Raw genomic sequence first — 15,617 nt, 5'->3', positions numbered from 1 at the left:
CGTGCTCCTGTCTTCAGATGGCGGTGCGGCCGCCGTCGGCGGCGATGGTCGCGCCCGTGACGTAACTCGCCTTCGGGGACGCCAGGAACGCCACCACCTCGGCGATCTCCGCCGGGTCGGCGGCCCGCTTCATCGCGGTTGTCTCGGCGAGCGCGTCGAACAGGTCGCGGGCCTCCGGGCGGGTGTACACCGGGCCCGGCGCGACGGTGTTGAAGCGGACGCCCCGGTCGCTGTACTCGGCCGCCCAGCCGCGGGTCAGGGCGGCCAGCGCCGCCTTGGTCGCGCCGTACGTGGCGCCGTTCACCAGGCCGACGGTGCCCGCCATGCTGCCCAGCGAGATCACGCTGCCCGACCCCCGGGCCGCCATCGCCGGGGCGAACGCGGCGACCAGCAGGAACGGCGCGCGGACGTTGCCGGCGAACATCGCGTCGTAGTCGGCGAGCTTCAGGTCCTCGGTCGGCGCCCAGACCGACTGGCCGGCGTTGTTGACCAGGACGTCGATCTCGCCGACGTCGGCCGCGAGCCGCTCGATGGCGGCCGGGTCTTCGAGGTCGGCCTCGACGAACCGGGCCCGGCCACCCGCGGCGGTGATCTCCTCGACGGTCTCGGCGCCGCGGCGGGCGTTGCGGCCGACCGCGATGACGGTCAGCCCGTCGGCGGCCAGCTTCTTCGCCACGGCTTTGCCGATCCCGGACGTCGCGCCGGTGACCAGGGCGGTAGCAGGCTGAGCGGACATGGTCGGCACCTTCCGGAGTTATCATCCAGACCGGTCTGTCTGGCAAGAATCAATCTAGACAGACCGGTCTGGATGCGTCAAGGGTGACGCTCGCCTCAGCGCAGACAGACCGACCTGTCTGCTATGGTGTGCGCATGTCCGAGAAGGCGCCGTCACCCCGGGAACGCAGCGCGGCCGCGCGAGCGCGGCTGCTGGCCGCCGCCGACGAGCTGTTCTACGCCGAGGGCGTCCAGTCCGTCGGGATCGACCGGGTCATCGAGCACGCCGGCGTCGCCAAGGCGACGCTCTACAGCGCGTTCGGCAGCAAGGACGGCCTCGTCCGCGCGTACCTGGAGGCGCGGCACGCCGCCACGGCCGACCGGATGGCCCGCGAGCTCGAAACCCGTTACGCCACGCCGAAAGAGCGTCTCGTCGGCGCCTTCGAGGTGCAGGGCTTGTCGTTCACCGAGCCGGGCTTCCGGGGCTGCGCGTTCGTCAGCGCGAGCGCCGACGCCGCGCCGGGCGGCGTGGTCGAGGAGACCGCCGCCGACTACCGCACCTGGCTGCACGACCTGTTCTTCGACCTCGCCCAGCAGGCGCGCGCGACGGACCCGAAGCTGCTCGCGCAACAGCTGGTGCTGCTCTACGACGGCGCCGGGATCAGCGCGTGGATGGACCGCGACCCGAGCGCCGAGTCGGCCGCTCGCGGGGTCGCGGCCGCCTTGGTGAGTGCCGCCGTCCCGGACTGATCACGTCGCACCGGCGAAGGCGACGACTGCCTCCAGGACGACCGTCGTGTCGGGGCCGTACAGCGCGAGCGTCGGGGTCGAGCGCGGCACGTTACGCGCGTGTGGCGCGGGTGGAAACGATCCGGGACCACCCGCCTGGCCGAGCGCGGGCGCGGTGCGCGCGCCTACGCTGGGGGCGCGCCCCGGACCCAGGCGACCGCAGTCGAACGGCCCGAGGAGATCCGCCGATGACCACCACGCACCGGGAGCTCGATCCCGTCGAGATCGAGCAGATCGGCACGGAGCTGGACAAGCTGCGCACCCGCGTCGCCGGGGAGCTCGGCGCGGAGGACGCCGACTACATCCACAACGTCGTTGCCGTGCAACGGTTCTGCGAGGTCTCCGGCCGGGTGCTGCTGTTCGCGGGCTGGTTCCCGCCCGCCTGGGCCGGCGGGGTGGCGGCGCTGACGCTGTCGAAGATCCTCGACAACATGGAGATCGGCCACAACGTCATGCACGGCCAGTACGACTGGATGAAGGACCCGGCGCTGAACTCGCGGACCTTCGAGTGGGACATGGTGTGCCCGGGCGAGCAATGGCGCCGCTCGCACAACTTCATGCACCACACCTACACCAACATCCTCGACAAGGACCGCGACGTCGGCTACGGCATCCTGCGGATCACCGAGGACCAGCCGTGGCACCCGTACTACCTCGGCAACCCGGTCTACGCCGCGGCGCAGGCGGTGTTCTTCGAGTACGGGATCATGCTGCACGACCTCGAGGTCGACCGGATCGTGCAGGGGCGCCGCGGCTGGCGCGACGTCCTCCCGCTGCTGAAGCCGATGCTGCGCAAGACGGCGCGCCAAGCCGGACGCGACTACGTCGTCTACCCGCTGCTCACCGGGCCGCTCGCGCCGCTGACCCTGACGGCGAACGTCACGGCCAACGTGCTCCGCAACCTCTGGGCGTTTTCGATCATCTTCTGCGGCCACTTCCCCGACGGCGCCGAGGTTTTCGCCGAGGAGGAGAGCGAGCACGAGAGCCGCGGCCAGTGGTACCTGCGTCAGATGCTCGGGTCGGCCAACATCACCGGCAGCCCGCTGTTCCACGTGCTCTCGGGCAACCTCAGCCACCAGATCGAGCACCACCTGTTCCCGGACCTGCCCAGCCACCGCTACCCGCGGATCGCCGCCGAGGTGCGGGAGATCTGCGAACGGCACGACCTGCCGTACAACACGGGATCGCTGTCCCGGCAGCTGGGCTCGGTGGTCCGCAAGATCTTCCGCCTCGCGCTCCCGGGACGTCTACTTTAGACGGTCCAGCAGCGTCTCGACGGTGTCGGTGCCGTCGCGGTGCGCCGCCGCCATCTGCACGTCGTGCGCGGCTTCCGGGTTCGCGTCCGAGGGAACGATCAGCAGGGTCACGCGGTGGCGGTCCGACGCGCCGATCACGGTGAGCGTCCCGGCTCGCTGCGAGCGGAACCCCTCCAGCCGGACCCTCTCGCCGTCGTACTCGATTCGCCTTGGCGGGTCGGCGAAATCGCCGAGGTGGAAGGTGACGCGCTCGATCCGGCCCAGCCGGACGGCCAGTACGGCGAACAGTTCCGGCAGCTCGCCGACCAGGTCGGCCGAGTGCGGCCACCACGCGCCGTCGACGTACCCCGTCGTGGGTCCCTTCGGCTTCAACCGAAGCCGGAGGGCGTGCTCCTCGGCCGCGGGGGTGGTGACAGTGCTGGGGGCCGACGTCATGCCGGGACTCCCGTCCCCGGCCGCCGATCGCGACCGGTACGCGCCCGAGGACGGCGCGGGCTCGAGCGCCCGCGCGCGAAATGCTCTCGGTCACCACAGACACTACACGCACTGTGTGTTAAGACTGGGGTCTACCAAAGGGGCCCTCGTGGACCAGCTCACCCTCGGCGTCGTCTCCCGTTCACGGAAAGAGAACGAACGCCGGCTTCCCATCCACCCCCGCCACTTCGAGCGGATCGATTCCGATCTGCGCGAACGCATCTTCCTCGAACACGGCTACGGCGAGAACTTCGGCGTCGCGGACGAACAGCTGGCCGGCCTCGTCGGCGGCCTGCGCACCCACGAGCAGCTCGTCGCCGAGTGCGACGTCCTGTTGCTGGCCAAGCCGTTGCGGGAGGACGTCGCCGAGCTGCGGACCGGCCAGGTGCTGTGGGGCTGGCCGCACTGCGTCCAGGACACCGGGCTCACGCAGCTGGCGATCGACAGCAAGCTGACGCTGATCGCGTTCGAGGCGATGAACCACTGGAACCGCGACGGCTCGTTCGGGCTGCACGTCTTCCACAAGAACAACGAGCTCGCCGGCTACTGCTCGGTGCTGCACGCGCTGCAGCTGGCCGGTGCGACCGGGGACTACGGCCGCCGGCTGAACGCGGTCGTGATCGGTTTCGGCGCGACGGCACGGGGTTCGGTGACCGCGCTCAACGCGCACGGGGTGCACGACGTGCACGTGCTCACCGGCCGGGGGATCGCCGCGGTCGGCTCGCCGATCCACTCCGCCACGATGGTGCACTTCGAGCACGACGAGAACAACCCGGGCGACCTCCGGCGCAGCCACGCGCTGACCGACCGGGGCCGGGTGCCGCTGGCCGGGTTCCTCGCCGAGCACGACATCGTCGTCAACTGCGTGCTGCAGGACACCGCCGAGCCGCTGACGTTCCTCATCGAGGAAGACCTCGCCGCGTTCGCGCCGGGCAGCCTCATCGTCGACGTCTCCTGCGACGAGGGCATGGGCTTCAGCTGGGCGAAGCCCACCACGTTCGCCCACCCGGCTTTCACGGTCGGCGACGGCATCACCTACTACGCCGTCGACCACAGCCCGTCCTACCTGTGGAACTCGGCCACGTGGGAGATCAGCGAGGCGCTGCTCCCGCTGCTGCGGCCGGTGCTCGGCGGACCGTCCGAATGGGACGGTCACGAGACCGTGCGGCGCGCCGTGGAGATCCGCGACGGCGTCATCGTGAACCCCGCGATCCTGGCCTTCCAGCACCGGTCGGCCGCGTACCCGCACGTAGCGGGGTAGGGTTCGGTGCGGCCGCGGTGGCGGAGCTGATCCGGACCCATGTCCTTCCGAGTCGGTGTGGCGGTGCAGGACACCGACCCGGAGGAGGCCCGCATGCGCCGGCGTGTGGTGGGTGGCTGAGCTCGACGCCCTGCGCAGCGGCGTCCTGGCCGCCCTCGCCGGCGGCCGGGCGGGCAGCGGCGTCGACACGGTCGGCCGGGTGTGCCGGGCCTGCGTCGAGCTGCTCCCGGTCGACGGCGCCGCGGTGTCGGTGATGGCCGACGCCGGGCACCGCGAAGTCGTCTACACGAGCGACGAGGTGAGTTCCGCGCTCGCCGAAATGCAGTTCTCGCTCGGCGAAGGCCCGTGTTTCGAAGCGTTTTCCCAAGGCGGGCCGGTGCTCCACCCCGACCTCGCCGCCGGGCTCCCGCCGGCCTGGCCGGTGTTCGCCGCCCAGGCCGCCGAGCACCCGGTGGCGGCGTTGTTCACGTTCCCGCTGCAGATCGGGGTCGTGCGCGTGGCGACCCTCGACACCTACCGGGCGACGCCGGGCTCGCTCACCGCCGCCGAGCTTTCGACGGCCCTGCAGGTGGCCGACATCGCCGCGCTGGCGCTGTCCGGGCTGCTCGGCGGCGACCGGTGGCTCGACGGGGACGGCCGGTGGATGGAAGGCGCCGGGATGCGGCACCGGGAGGTCCACCAGGCCACCGGGATGCTGATCGCGCAGCTCGACGTGCCGGCCGAGGCGGCGCTGGCCCGGATGCGCGCGCACGCCTTCGGCGAAGGGCGTCCGCTGCTCGACGTCGCCGCCGACATCGTGGCCGGCCGGCTCCGGCTGGACCGGGAGCCCCGATGAGGGTCACCGTGAAGACATCCGACGAACAACCAGGAGGTGGTGGGCATGGCCGACCGTGAACGACAGGTGACCCGGACGTTCGTCGCACTGGCCGACACCCTCGTCGACGACTTCGACGTCGCCGACCTGCTGCACACGCTGGTGCGGCGGTGCGTGGACCTGCTCGACGTCGCCGCGGCCGGCCTGACGCTCGTCGACGAGCGCGGCAGCCTGCAGGTGCTCGCGTCGTCGACCGAGCAGGCCCGGCTGCTCGAGCTGTTCCAGCTCGGCATCGACGAGGGCCCGTGCGTGGAGTGCTTCGCGAGCCGGACCCCGGTCCTGGTCGCCGACATCGCCGCGGCGGCCGGCCGCTGGCCGCGGTTCGCCGCCGAGGCCGCCCGCGAGGGGTTCGCCTCGGTGCACGCGCTGCCGATGCGGCTGCGCAAGCAGACCATCGGCGCGCTGAACCTGTTCGGCGCCCACCCGGGCGAGCTGGCGGCCGACGACGTCTACCTGGCCCAGGGCCTGGCCGACACCGCGACCATCGGCATCCTCCAGGAGCGGGCCGTCCGGCACGGGGAGACGATGTCCGAGCAGCTGCAGACCGCGTTGAACAGCCGGGTGACGATCGAGCAGGCGAAGGGCGTCTTGGCCGTGACGGGCGGGCTCACCATGGACGACGCCTTCGCCGCGCTGCGGGGCTACGCGCGCAACAACGGCCTCCGGCTGAGCGACGTCGCCCGCGCGCTCGCCGAACGGGCACTGGACCCGGCCCTCGTACTGGCGCGCCGCAAGGCCTGATCACCGGCGGGTGCGAGCGACCGGCGGAACCACCCGGCTGGAGCTGCCGCGGTGCCGCGGTGCTCACGTAGGCTGGATCATCGCCCCGGACCACGGCGACGAGAGTTCGTCGACGAATCGGGGCTGTGCGGTGGAATCGGCAAAAGCGTTGGACGACGAGTACCCGGTGGGCTGGGTCCTCACCTACCGGGACCGGCGGGTTTCCGGCTGGTCGGCCGGGGTGGTGCTCGGGTCGCCGGTGCGGGATCCGCGCACAGGTCTGGAAACGATCCCGCTGGCCCCACTGGGCGACGGCCCGCCGGTCTGGGTGCCGGACAGCGACGTCGTCGGCATCGAACCCCGGCGCCCACCACCCGGGTGACGTCCGTCCTCAATGGACTGCCCCGCGGGCGGAACCACCCACCTGGCCGAGCCCGCCGAGCCCCGCCCGGGCTTAGGCTGGACGCCACGCCCCAGCCCCCGGCGCCCTTCGACGTTCGAGCGAGCGGGGTGACGAGATGGCCACGGCCGAGGATGCCGAACCCGGCGTGTACCCACCGGGCTGGCAGGTCCGCTACCGCGGCCGCCGGGAGCCGTCGATGCCCGGGTTGCGAACGTCGCGGGAACGCATCGGCACGATAGCCGGCCCCACCCTGCGCGACGAGCACACGTGCACGACGTGGGTCCGGGTCAGACCGTTCCGCGCGGCCCCCGGCACCCCACTGAGGCTGGTGCGCTCGACGGACATCGTCGACGCCCGCCCCCCGGGCGAGCCGATGCCCCCACCCCCCGCGAACGACGACGACGAAGGCCGCACGGTGGTCATCGAACTACCGGACCGCGGCCCGTGAGCTGTCAGGCGGCCGTCGCATGAGCGCTGACGCGGGCGCGTAAGCGCTGACGCGGGCGCGTAAGCGCTGACGGGGGTGCGTGAGCGCTGACGCGGGCGACCGGTGATCGCCGAGCCTTCGGAGCCGGGCCCGGGAGGTCAGGTCGCGTGCCGGGAGGGTCGGCTCGCGTACTCGGAGAGTCGGCTTGCGTACTTGGAGAGTCGGCTCGCGGTACGGAGGCCGGAACTCGCGTGATCCGAGCCGGAACTCGCGTGGTCCGAGCCGGAACTCGCGTGGTCCGGGCCGGAACTGGCGTGATTCGGGCCGGGACTCGCGTGATCTGGGCCGGGACTCGTGATTGAAGACGGAACTCGCGTGATTGGACGGTCAACTCGCGTGTCTGGAGGGTCAACTCGCGTGCCTGAAGGGTCGGCTCGTGTGTCTGGAGAGTCAACTCGCGTGATTGGAGGGTCGGCTCGTGTGTCTGGAAGGTCGGCTCGCGTACTTGGAGGGTCGGCTCGCGTTACGGGAGGCCGGGACTCGCGTGATTCGGGCCGGAACTGGCGTGATTTGGGCCGGGACTCGCGTGATCCAAGTCGGACTCGCGTGACCAGAGCCGGGACTCGCGTGATCTGGGCCGGGACTCGTGTGATTGAGGGCGGGACTCGCGTGATTGGGGAGTCGACTCCTGTGATTTGGGGGGCGACACGGTGTGGGCGTGGCGGGTTAGGGGGGTGTGGGGAGGTGGCCGGGGCGGAACTGGACCAGCAGGGCCGTTGCCGTTGCGCAGACCACGTTGCCTGCTCGGAGTTCGCCGGTGGCGTGGAGCTTGCGGCCGTCGCGGCTTGTGAAGCGGCCCTCCGCCGTCAGCGGGACTCCGTAGGGCGTGCCCTGGTGGTAGTCGACCGTCAGGGAGGCCGTCATGCCGGGGAAGCCCGCCGCCGCGGTGGCGCGGCCCAGTACGTGGTCCATGACCGCCGCTACCCAGCCGCCGTGCACCCGGCCGGGCGGTCCTTCGTGCGCCGGGCCGAGCAGCAGCTCGGCCCGCACCGAGTCCGGCCCGACGTGCACCCACGACAACGGTGGCGCCAGCGGGTTTCCCGGCCCTTCGACCGGGTTGTTGATGCTCAGGTACCCGCCGCCCTCGAGCGCGGCCAGCAGCAACGGCGACTCGCCGCCGGCGGCGCGCAGGGCCTCGGTGACGGCCTCGATCCGGTCCGCCGCGGCGACCAGATCGGCTTCGTCGTCGCGCACGCACACGGCGGCCTCGATCAGGTCCCGGATCCGTGAACCGAGCAGGGCCCGCGCGGGTGGCACGCCGGGGACCACCGGGTACGCGCTCCTGAGCTGCGGTTCGGCCATCGTCCTCCTGCCGCCGGAACTAGAACACGTTCCACATTAGCAGGATCTTCACCGGCCGGTACGGCGCCGGGCGACGAGGCGCTGACGGAGGCGGGCAGGCCGGAACCGGCCTGCCCGCCGACGGTTCACCCCGTGACGAACGGGTTCGCGTCCAGCCCGCAGGTCTTGCCCGCCGCCGGGAACGTGCCGGCGATCAGGTAGTTCCGCTTGACCTGCTCCGTGCACGTGCTCGGCGCGTACATCGACGAGTGCCCGAAGCCGTCGGTCACGAACACCTTGGCGCGCGCCAGTTCCGCGGCGCCGTCCTGCGCGCCGTGCAGCGGTGTCGACGGGTCGTAGCGGTTGTTGATCACCAGGATCGGCGCCGACGTCCAGCGGTTCCACGGCCCGGTGTACCGGTCGGTGTCCTTGGCCTTCCAGTACGCGCAGCTCATCATGTCCAGCGCGCCGATCCGCCCGAAGTACGGCACCCGCTGGTCTTCCGACGCGGCATAGCGGCTGTAGATCGCCGGATCGGCCGGGACGTCGCTGTCGGTGCACTGGATCGCGTTGAACGCCTCGGTGCGGTTCGAGGTGTACTGCTCACCGGTGGCCGCCGACAGCCGCGCGACCGTGTTCTTGGCGTTGTACAAGCGCTGCAACAGGTCCGCGATGTCCAGCCAGCCCCGCAGGTCCGAAAGGTCGCCCGCGGTGTTGATGATCCCGGAGTACGTCCAGGTTTCCGGGCCGTCGGCCCCCTGGACGGTGATCGGGCCCTGTTTCGCCCGCGCCGTGATCGCCGTCCACTTCGCCTTCGGGTCACCCGAGGAGAACGCGCAGTCCGGCCCGGCCGCGGTGCACTGCTTCAGGAACTGGTCGAACGTGTCCGCGATGCCGCGCGGGACGTCCTGCCGGGTGTCGAGCGGGACCGTCGGCCCGGTGCCGTCGTGGCCGGTGGCGCTGCCCACGAAGTCCATCGAACCGTCGAAGACCATGGCCCGGATCCGGTCCGGGAACAGGTTGGCGTAGACGGCGCCGAGGAACGTCCCGTACGAGATCCCGTGGTAGGTCAGCTTCTGGTCGCCGACGGCGCGGCGCAGCAGGTCCAGGTCCCGCGCCGTGTTCGCCGTCGAGACGTGCTGGAGGATGCTCCCCGCCTTCTGGCCGCACCGGTCGGCGAGGTCCTTCGAGGCGGCGTAGAACGGCGCTTCGCCGCTCGGGTCGCCGGGCATCTCCGGGAAGGCACCGAAGAACGCCTGCTGGCCGGCTTCGGTGTCGAAGCACCGCACGGCCGTGCTGTTGCCGATGCCCCGCGGGTCCCAGGACACGACGTCGAACCGGGACCGCAGCTCGGCGGAGAACAGCCACGGCCACTTGCCGCGCTCGCGCAGCCGCTGCAGCCCGGACGCGCCGGGGCCGCCGAAGTTGACGAACAGCGTCCCGATGCGCTTCGCCGGGTCGGGTGCCGGGAGCTTGATCAGCGCCAGCTGCACCTGGGCGCCGGTGGGCTGGTCGTAGTCCAACGGCACCGGCGCCGTCGAACACTGGAAGCCGTCCTGGCAGTCGGACCAGGTCAGCTGCGGGGCCGCCGGTTCCCGTGGGGTGGCGGCGGCGGGTACGCCGGGCAGGGCCAGAGCGGTCGCCAGCACGGCGACCACGAGCCGGCGCGCACGGCGGGGGAGAAGGGTGGGCAAGGGGGAGTCCTCCAGTTTTGCCGCTTGTGGTGTCGCCTCCTCTTGCCCGCAGCCGTGAAAGGTGTTCACGCGGGTGCCGGACCGCTCCGGCACCCGCGTCGGAGATCAGTTGGCGGCGCTGGTGTTGACCTCGCCGTTGACGCCCTTGGGGAAGAATCCGCCGGAGGTGGCGGCCTTGTTCGTCAGGTAGACGATGTTGAGGACCTGGCCGGGTGAGCGGCTGTAGGCGATGCCGTTGGCGTCGGTGGGGACGATGTTGGCGTTGCCGTGGCTGTCGATGACGCCCTGGTCGTCGTCGGTGGGGCCGTCGAGGCTGTCGCGGGCGGCCGAGAGCTTGACGGTGGCCTTGCCCTCGCCGCGCTGGTAGAGCGCGCTGCGGATGTTGGCCGCGTGGTAGGCCTCGACGGCGAGGATGCCGGCGGCGGCTTCGAGGTAGGTCTTGTTGGTGATCAAGGGCGCGGCGCCCTTGTAGGCCGTGACGCCGACGTCTTCGAAGAGGAACGCGGCAAGTAGGAAGTTCTCCTCGCAGGAGAACGCGTCGAAGCTCTGGCCGGGCTTGACGAGCCCGGCGGCCTGGGCCGCGGCGGTGAAGCTGGAGCGCAGGTCGATCGCGGGGCGGCTGACCGCGGCGGAGCCGAGCGCGGAGCGCAGGAACTGGACGTGGGCCTTCTCGTCGCCGGCGATCTCCTGGGCGTACTGCTTCGCGGCTTTGGTCTCGAAGCGGACGGCGCGGCCGCCGGTGACGCCGCCGCGGGCGCCGGTGCCGGTGGTCATGGCGTCGTCGAGGCCGCGGCCGGTGACGGCGTGCAGGTAGAACTCGGCTTCGAGGTACTCGAGGTTGAGGGCGAAGTTGAGGACGGCGGCGTCGCTCACCCCGCTCGGCGCGGCGGCCGCGGCGGCGGGCCGGGCGGTGGCCGCGGACGCGGTTCCGGCGGTGAGACCGCCGAGGGCTCCGGCGCCGACGACGCCGAGTCCGGTCATGCCGGCCGCTTTGAGGAAGCGGCGGCGGTCCTGGTCGTTCTCGGCACTCCGGTTGATCATGGCTGCGGCGTAGCGTTTACCGAACACGTACGTTCTCCTCCCCGCCCGCACGCGTACGGCGGGCGACACCCGCTCGCCGGGCTTCCCGGCGGCGGGACGGATCCATCGTGGACGTTGGCCTTTCGGGGCCGTCGGCGCCGCGGATGGGTCGGAAAGCGGGCCCAATACCCGCTACTCAGCGGTAGGAAACCCTTTCGGGTAAAAGAAAATAACTTGGATCTACCCCAATCCGGTGATGGCGTTCGCCCCGAAAGACGACTGACGGTGAAGTCGCCACTCGAAAGGGGGTGAGATGATGGATACTTCCCTGACGGACACAACGCCGGCCCCGCACCCGTTCGTGCTGCGGATGCTGATCTTGGCCGGCGCGTTGTTCGGGTTCACCGTGCTGGCCCTGCTCGTGTCGGGCACCGCGAACGCTGCCGAAGGTTCGCCGCCACCCGACCGGCCCGGCCTGCTCGACCAAGCCGGGCAAACCGTGCACGGCGTGCTCGAGCCCGTGGAACCGGCCCTCAAGCCGGTGACGGGCACTCTGCACGCGGTGACAACGCAGGTGGAACCGGTGCTGAAGCCGGTGACGGGCACCGTGCACACGGTGACGTCGCAGGTGGCGCCGGTGCTGAAGCCGGTGACGGACACGGTGTACGCCGTGACGTCGCAGGTCGCTCCGGTGCTGGAGCCGGTGACGAGCGGGCTCGAGCCCGTCGTCGCGCCGCTGATCCACGCGGTGAAGCCGGTGACGAGTCCGGTGCTTTCGGCCCTGCGGCCGGTGACCCAGCCGGTGCTGCACGCGCTTTCTCCGGCGACGGAGCCGGTGCTGCAGTCGCTGTCCCCGGTGACGGAGCCGGTACTGCACGTCACGGCTCCGGTGACCGCGTCGCCGGTCCGTCCGATCCGGACGGACCAGGTGGTTCCGGCCGTGACCGGGCAACCGGCCGCGCCCCAGCCGCGTGAGGGTGCCAGTGCCTCGCCGGTGCAGGCCCGGGTCTTCGCGGTGGTCCACAGCGGTTCTTCCCAGGCGGTCGCCAAGACCGCCGACACCGCGGTTCCGATGTCCGGATCCGGCGGTGGCGGGTTGCCCGCCGACGTGTCCGGCACGAGCGGTGCGATGTCGGCGAGCCCGGGTGGTCAGCACGGTGGTGAGTACGCCGTGACGTCCGCCGGTTCGCGGGTGCTCGGCACCGACCGGGCCTGGCGCGCGCCACCGGGCGCCGCGTGGTCGCTGTACTGGCTGGTCTTCTACGGAAACGACCATCCGAGCTGACTTTCCCTTTCCACCTCCGGAAATCCATAAAGGACAGATGGTAAGGAAAGGGAAGTCATGCACAAGTACGTGCGACGCGGCCTGACCGCCGCATTCATCTCCGGCGGGTTCGTCCTGCTGGGCAGTGCGGTGGCCAGTGCGGACACCGGCAACACGAACCCGCTCGGCGGGCTCGGCAACACGCTGCACTCGGTCGTGACCGGCACCGCCACCGGCGGCAACGGCGGGACCTCGGGCAACGGCGGCAACGCGACCAGCGGCAACACCGCGGTCAGCGGGAACTCCGGCAGCTCGGGCAACTCCGGTTCCACCGGCGGCAACAGCGCTTACGGCGTCTGTGTGCTGGCCAAGTGCAACACCACGGTGTCCTCGGGCAACTCCGGGAACACGGGCGCGACCGGCTCGACCGGGAACGCCTCGAACACCAGCACCACCACCGGTGGGCACTCCGGGAACGCCGGCGACGGCGGCTCCGGGACGTCGGTGGCCTCGGGCAAGAACACCGCGGACTCGCGGGGCGCCCGCGGTGTCGGCAAGGTGCTCGGGACCGTCACGGGTACCGCGAAGGGCGGCAACGGTGGCACCTCCGGCGACGCCGGGAACGCCACCAGCAGCAACTCCGCGACGTCGGGGAACTCGGGCAACTCCGGGAACTCCGGCTCGACCGGTGGCAACAGCGCCTACGGCCTGTGCCTGCTGGCGCAGTGCACCACCTCGGTGACCTCGGGTGACTCCGGGAACACCGGCGCCACCGGCTCGACCGGCGACGCCACGAACACCAGCACCACCACCGGCGGGAACTCGGGCAACGCGGGCAATGGTGGCGACGCCACCGCGGCCGGCACGGGCCACAACTCCGCCACGAACAACGGTGGGCACGGCTGGGGCTGGAACCGTCAGGGCGGCACCACGGGCGTCCTGGGTTCGGTCACCGGCACCGCCAAGGGCGGCAACGGTGGCAACTCCGGCGACGCCGGGAACGCCACCAGCCACAACTCCGCGGTGACCGGGAACTCCGGCAACTCGGGTGACTCGGGCTCCACCGGCGGCAACACCGCCATCGTGTGGACCCTGGGCGGCCAGGACAACGGCCGCGGCCACCAGAGCGGCGGCTGGAACCACGGCGGCTGGAACAACGGTGGCTGGGACAACGGCTGGAAGCACGACTCCGGCTGGAAGCACGACTCCGGCTGGAAGCACGACTCCGGCTGGAAGCACGACTCCGGCTGGAAGCACGAGGGCACGAAGTCGGCCACCACGGTGACCTCGGGCAACTCGGGTGACACCGGCGCCACCGGTTCGACCGGCGACGCCTGGAACACCAGCACCACCACCGGCGGGAACTCGGGCTGGGCGGGCAACGGTGGCGACGCCACCGTCGTGAGCACCGGCAAGAACTCCGCCACGAGCAACAACGGTGGGCACGGCTGGAACCGTCACAACCAGGGCGGCACCAGCAGCGTTTCGGGCACGGTCACCGGCACCGCGACCGGCGGCAACGGTGGCAACTCCGGCGACGCCGGTAACGCCACCAGCGGCAACGACGCGGTGAGCGGCACGTCCGGCAACTCGGGCGACTCGGGCTCGACCGGCGGCAACACCGCCGTCACGTCGACCCGTGGCCACGAGCAGCAGGGCCGCCACCACGGTGGCTGGAACAAGGGTGGCTGGAACAACGAGAGCGGCACGAAGTCGGCCACCACGGTGACCTCGGGCAACTCGGGTGACACCGGCGCCACCGGCTGGACCGGCGACGCCGGCAACACCAGCACCACCACCGGCGGTAACTCGGGCTGGGCGGGCAACGGCGGCGACGCCGGCGTCCTCGCCTCGGGCTGGAACACCGTCGCGCACAGCCCGCACACCGTCTGACGGTAAGCGGGAGAACGACCGAGCGGGGGCACCGGAATCCGGTGCCCCCGCTCCGTGCGTATCAGGGTGTCGGCCGGGCAGTCCGGCCGCATCGAGCCGGTTGCATCGAGCCGGTTGCATCGAGTCTGGCCGCGCCGAGGCGGGTCGCATCGAGGCCGGTCGCATCGAGGCCGGTCGCATCGAGCCTGGCCGCGCTGAGTCTGGCCGCATTGAGGCCGGTCGCACTGAGCCTGGTCGCATCGAGGCCGGGTGCACCGAGGGCCGGTCGCATTGAGCCCGGCCGCGCCGTGCCTGGCCGCGCCGAGCCGGGCGGCACCGAGGCCGGTCGCGCCGAGCCCGGCCGCGCCGATCGCGTCAGGGCAGTGTCAGGGCAGCGCCAGGGCGTCGTCGACCGTCGGGACCAGGGTGATCAGTTCGTGCGCTCCGGCGAGCTGGATGGTCTTGAGGACCGTCGGGCCGTCCGCCACCACCCGTAGCCGCGTGGGGTTGTCGTCGGCGTCGCGGCTGGCGCGGACGATGGCGTTGATGCCGCTCGAGTCGAGGAAGGTCACCGCCGTCAGGTCCAGCACCACGGGCCCGGCGGCGGCCGCCTGGATGGCGGTCAGGGTCCTGCTGAACTCCGGGACGGTCAGGAGGTCGAGCTCGTCGGCCACGGCGACGACGACCGCGCTGCCACGGCGGCTGACACTGCACTGCAAGGCCGGCTGCTCGTCGGGGATCACCAGCGGCGGCGGCTCAGGGGGTTCGTTGCTGGACACGGGTCAAGTCTCTCCCGGCCGTCCGGCCTCCGCAGCGTGGTCCCCGAGGTCGAGTGCCGGTTCTCACTCCGGCAGCGTCGCGCTCGAGGTCACGGTCCGCAGCGCGGCCCGCAGCAGCCGGGCGATCTGCGGCGGCGTCCAGCCCGTGCGCGTGGCGAGTTCGGCGGTCGTGAGGCGGTCCACCGCGGTGGACCACAGGGCGAAGCGCTGCCGCGGCGGCAGCTGGGTCACCTCGTCGAGCAGGACGGCGTCGCGCAGGGCCGCGTCCAGCGTGGCGCGCTCGATCCGCGGCGCCAGGTCCGCCCGCAGTGCCACCAGCACGCGGGCCCGCACCTGCCGCTCGGCGGCCGCGTCCCGGCACCGCCGGTCCACCTCCGGCGCCGCGGCCAGCACCCGGCGGCACAACGCGGTGCTCGTGCGCTGGGAGCGCCCGGTCTGCTTCGCGACGCGGTAGACCAGCGTCAGCATCCGCCCGGGAAGATCGGTTTCGGCAGACTGCCAGGTGAGCACCGGCCGCGTGCGGCTCTCGGTCTTCATCCGTCCACCTCGGCGCCGGTCCGGGCGCACGGATCGCCGGTCAGGTGGCCCAGCAGCCAGGTGAGCTCGGCGGCGTCGATCAGCCCGGCGTCCGCCGCGCGGATCCAGGCGCCGGCGGCACGACGGGTGAACTCGCGCGTAAAAACGGGACTGGTCGCGTGCTGAACGCTGTTCATCAGCTGCTCCCGATCG

Annotated in this window: 17 protein-coding genes; 9 read left to right on the top strand and 8 right to left on the bottom strand. The window is 71.7% G+C overall.

Annotation, left to right across the window (positions count from 1 at the left end):
- Positions 1-13: 13 nt before the first annotated feature.
- Entirely contained in the window at positions 14-736 is a 723-nt protein-coding gene (locus OG439_RS28140; protein WP_326943820.1) for an SDR family NAD(P)-dependent oxidoreductase, read from the bottom strand.
- Between the two features lie 134 nt (positions 737-870).
- Here OG439_RS28140 and OG439_RS28135 point away from each other — a divergent pair, with 134 nt between their 5' ends.
- Together OG439_RS28135 and OG439_RS28130 are read left to right on the top strand one after the other, a co-directional pair.
- Positions 871-1,464, top strand: a complete 594-nt coding sequence (locus tag OG439_RS28135; protein ID WP_326943819.1) for a TetR/AcrR family transcriptional regulator — start codon at positions 871-873, stop codon at positions 1,462-1,464.
- 227 nt (positions 1,465-1,691) lie between these two features.
- Positions 1,692-2,759, top strand: coding sequence for a fatty acid desaturase family protein (locus OG439_RS28130; protein WP_326943818.1), 1,068 nt, complete (start codon positions 1,692-1,694; stop codon positions 2,757-2,759).
- Here the strand turns inward: OG439_RS28130 and OG439_RS28125 are convergent.
- The gene (locus OG439_RS28125) at positions 2,751-3,194 is read right to left on the bottom strand and encodes a DUF5994 family protein (protein WP_326943817.1); all 444 of its coding nucleotides are present in this window, start codon (positions 3,192-3,194) and stop codon (positions 2,751-2,753) included. The two genes, OG439_RS28130 and OG439_RS28125, sit on opposite strands and share 9 nt — an antisense overlap.
- A 148-nt stretch (positions 3,195-3,342) precedes the next feature.
- Between OG439_RS28125 and OG439_RS28120 the strand changes: the two genes are divergently transcribed.
- The 5 genes from OG439_RS28120 to OG439_RS28100 all read left to right on the top strand — a co-directional run bounded on the left by OG439_RS28120 (position 3,343) and on the right by OG439_RS28100 (position 6,939).
- Positions 3,343-4,494: a N(5)-(carboxyethyl)ornithine synthase gene (locus OG439_RS28120; protein WP_326943816.1), complete on the top strand. Its 1,152-nt coding sequence runs from the start codon at positions 3,343-3,345 to the stop codon at positions 4,492-4,494.
- A 112-nt stretch (positions 4,495-4,606) separates the two neighbouring features.
- Complete coding sequence (locus OG439_RS28115) at positions 4,607-5,329, top strand: GAF and ANTAR domain-containing protein (RefSeq protein ID WP_326943815.1); 723 nt, start codon at positions 4,607-4,609, stop codon at positions 5,327-5,329.
- Between the two features lie 45 nt (positions 5,330-5,374).
- Complete coding sequence (locus OG439_RS28110) at positions 5,375-6,109, top strand: GAF and ANTAR domain-containing protein (RefSeq protein WP_326943814.1); 735 nt, start codon at positions 5,375-5,377, stop codon at positions 6,107-6,109.
- 130 nt (positions 6,110-6,239) lie between these two features.
- Positions 6,240-6,470, top strand: coding sequence for a hypothetical protein (locus OG439_RS28105; RefSeq protein WP_326943813.1), 231 nt, complete (start codon positions 6,240-6,242; stop codon positions 6,468-6,470).
- Between the two features lie 136 nt (positions 6,471-6,606).
- Positions 6,607-6,939, top strand: a complete 333-nt coding sequence (locus OG439_RS28100; RefSeq protein WP_326943812.1) for a hypothetical protein — start codon at positions 6,607-6,609, stop codon at positions 6,937-6,939.
- 705 nt (positions 6,940-7,644) lie between these two features.
- Here OG439_RS28100 and OG439_RS28095 read toward each other — a convergent pair.
- From OG439_RS28095 to OG439_RS28085, 3 genes are all read right to left on the bottom strand, one after another.
- Positions 7,645-8,280 (bottom strand): PaaI family thioesterase, encoded by a 636-nt coding sequence (locus OG439_RS28095; protein WP_326943811.1) that lies wholly within the window; start codon positions 8,278-8,280, stop codon positions 7,645-7,647.
- 125 nt (positions 8,281-8,405) lie between these two features.
- A complete protein-coding gene (locus tag OG439_RS28090) occupies positions 8,406-9,953 on the bottom strand; it encodes an alpha/beta fold hydrolase (RefSeq protein ID WP_326943810.1) in 1,548 nt (515 codons plus the stop codon).
- Between the two features lie 105 nt (positions 9,954-10,058).
- The gene (locus tag OG439_RS28085; RefSeq protein WP_326943809.1) at positions 10,059-11,021 is read right to left on the bottom strand and encodes a ferritin-like domain-containing protein; all 963 of its coding nucleotides are present in this window, start codon (positions 11,019-11,021) and stop codon (positions 10,059-10,061) included.
- 268 nt (positions 11,022-11,289) lie between these two features.
- Between OG439_RS28085 and OG439_RS28080 the strand changes: the two genes are divergently transcribed.
- Positions 11,290-12,258 (top strand): hypothetical protein, encoded by a 969-nt coding sequence (locus OG439_RS28080; RefSeq protein ID WP_326943808.1) that lies wholly within the window; start codon positions 11,290-11,292, stop codon positions 12,256-12,258.
- A gap of 57 nt (positions 12,259-12,315) precedes the next feature.
- A complete protein-coding gene (locus OG439_RS28075; RefSeq protein WP_326943807.1) occupies positions 12,316-14,130 on the top strand; it encodes a beta strand repeat-containing protein in 1,815 nt (604 codons plus the stop codon).
- A 365-nt stretch (positions 14,131-14,495) separates the two neighbouring features.
- Here the strand turns inward: OG439_RS28075 and OG439_RS28070 are convergent, their stop codons facing one another.
- The 3 genes from OG439_RS28070 to OG439_RS28060 all read right to left on the bottom strand — a co-directional run bounded on the left by OG439_RS28070 (position 14,496) and on the right by OG439_RS28060 (position 15,601).
- The gene (locus OG439_RS28070) at positions 14,496-14,888 is read right to left on the bottom strand and encodes an STAS domain-containing protein (protein ID WP_326943806.1); all 393 of its coding nucleotides are present in this window, start codon (positions 14,886-14,888) and stop codon (positions 14,496-14,498) included.
- 63 nt (positions 14,889-14,951) lie between these two features.
- Entirely contained in the window at positions 14,952-15,425 is a 474-nt protein-coding gene (locus tag OG439_RS28065) for a sigma factor-like helix-turn-helix DNA-binding protein (protein ID WP_326943805.1), read from the bottom strand.
- Positions 15,422-15,601 carry a hypothetical protein gene (locus tag OG439_RS28060; protein ID WP_326943804.1) on the bottom strand — a complete coding sequence of 60 codons (180 nt, stop codon included), beginning with the start codon at positions 15,599-15,601 and terminating at the stop codon, positions 15,422-15,424. The genes OG439_RS28065 and OG439_RS28060 overlap by 4 nt, the downstream gene beginning before the upstream one ends.
- Positions 15,602-15,617 lie beyond the last annotated feature (16 nt).

Source organism: Amycolatopsis sp. NBC_01307 (assembly GCF_035975215.1).
Taxonomy (GTDB): domain Bacteria; phylum Actinomycetota; class Actinomycetes; order Mycobacteriales; family Pseudonocardiaceae; genus Amycolatopsis.
This window is presented reverse-complemented; position numbering and strand designations above follow the sequence as displayed.

Coding starts and splice junctions, on each gene's coding strand:
- OG439_RS28140 (WP_326943820.1), bottom strand. CDS start 736: ATGTCCGCTCAGCCTGCTACCGCCCTGGTCACCGGCGCGACGTCCGGG.
- OG439_RS28135 (WP_326943819.1), top strand. CDS start 871: ATGTCCGAGAAGGCGCCGTCACCCCGGGAACGCAGCGCGGCCGCGCGA.
- OG439_RS28130 (WP_326943818.1), top strand. CDS start 1,692: ATGACCACCACGCACCGGGAGCTCGATCCCGTCGAGATCGAGCAGATC.
- OG439_RS28125 (WP_326943817.1), bottom strand. CDS start 3,194: ATGACGTCGGCCCCCAGCACTGTCACCACCCCCGCGGCCGAGGAGCAC.
- OG439_RS28110 (WP_326943814.1), top strand. CDS start 5,375: ATGGCCGACCGTGAACGACAGGTGACCCGGACGTTCGTCGCACTGGCC.
- OG439_RS28100 (WP_326943812.1), top strand. CDS start 6,607: ATGGCCACGGCCGAGGATGCCGAACCCGGCGTGTACCCACCGGGCTGG.
- OG439_RS28095 (WP_326943811.1), bottom strand. CDS start 8,280: ATGGCCGAACCGCAGCTCAGGAGCGCGTACCCGGTGGTCCCCGGCGTG.
- OG439_RS28080 (WP_326943808.1), top strand. CDS start 11,290: ATGGATACTTCCCTGACGGACACAACGCCGGCCCCGCACCCGTTCGTG.
- OG439_RS28075 (WP_326943807.1), top strand. CDS start 12,316: ATGCACAAGTACGTGCGACGCGGCCTGACCGCCGCATTCATCTCCGGC.
- OG439_RS28065 (WP_326943805.1), bottom strand. CDS start 15,425: ATGAAGACCGAGAGCCGCACGCGGCCGGTGCTCACCTGGCAGTCTGCC.
- OG439_RS28060 (WP_326943804.1), bottom strand. CDS start 15,601: ATGAACAGCGTTCAGCACGCGACCAGTCCCGTTTTTACGCGCGAGTTC.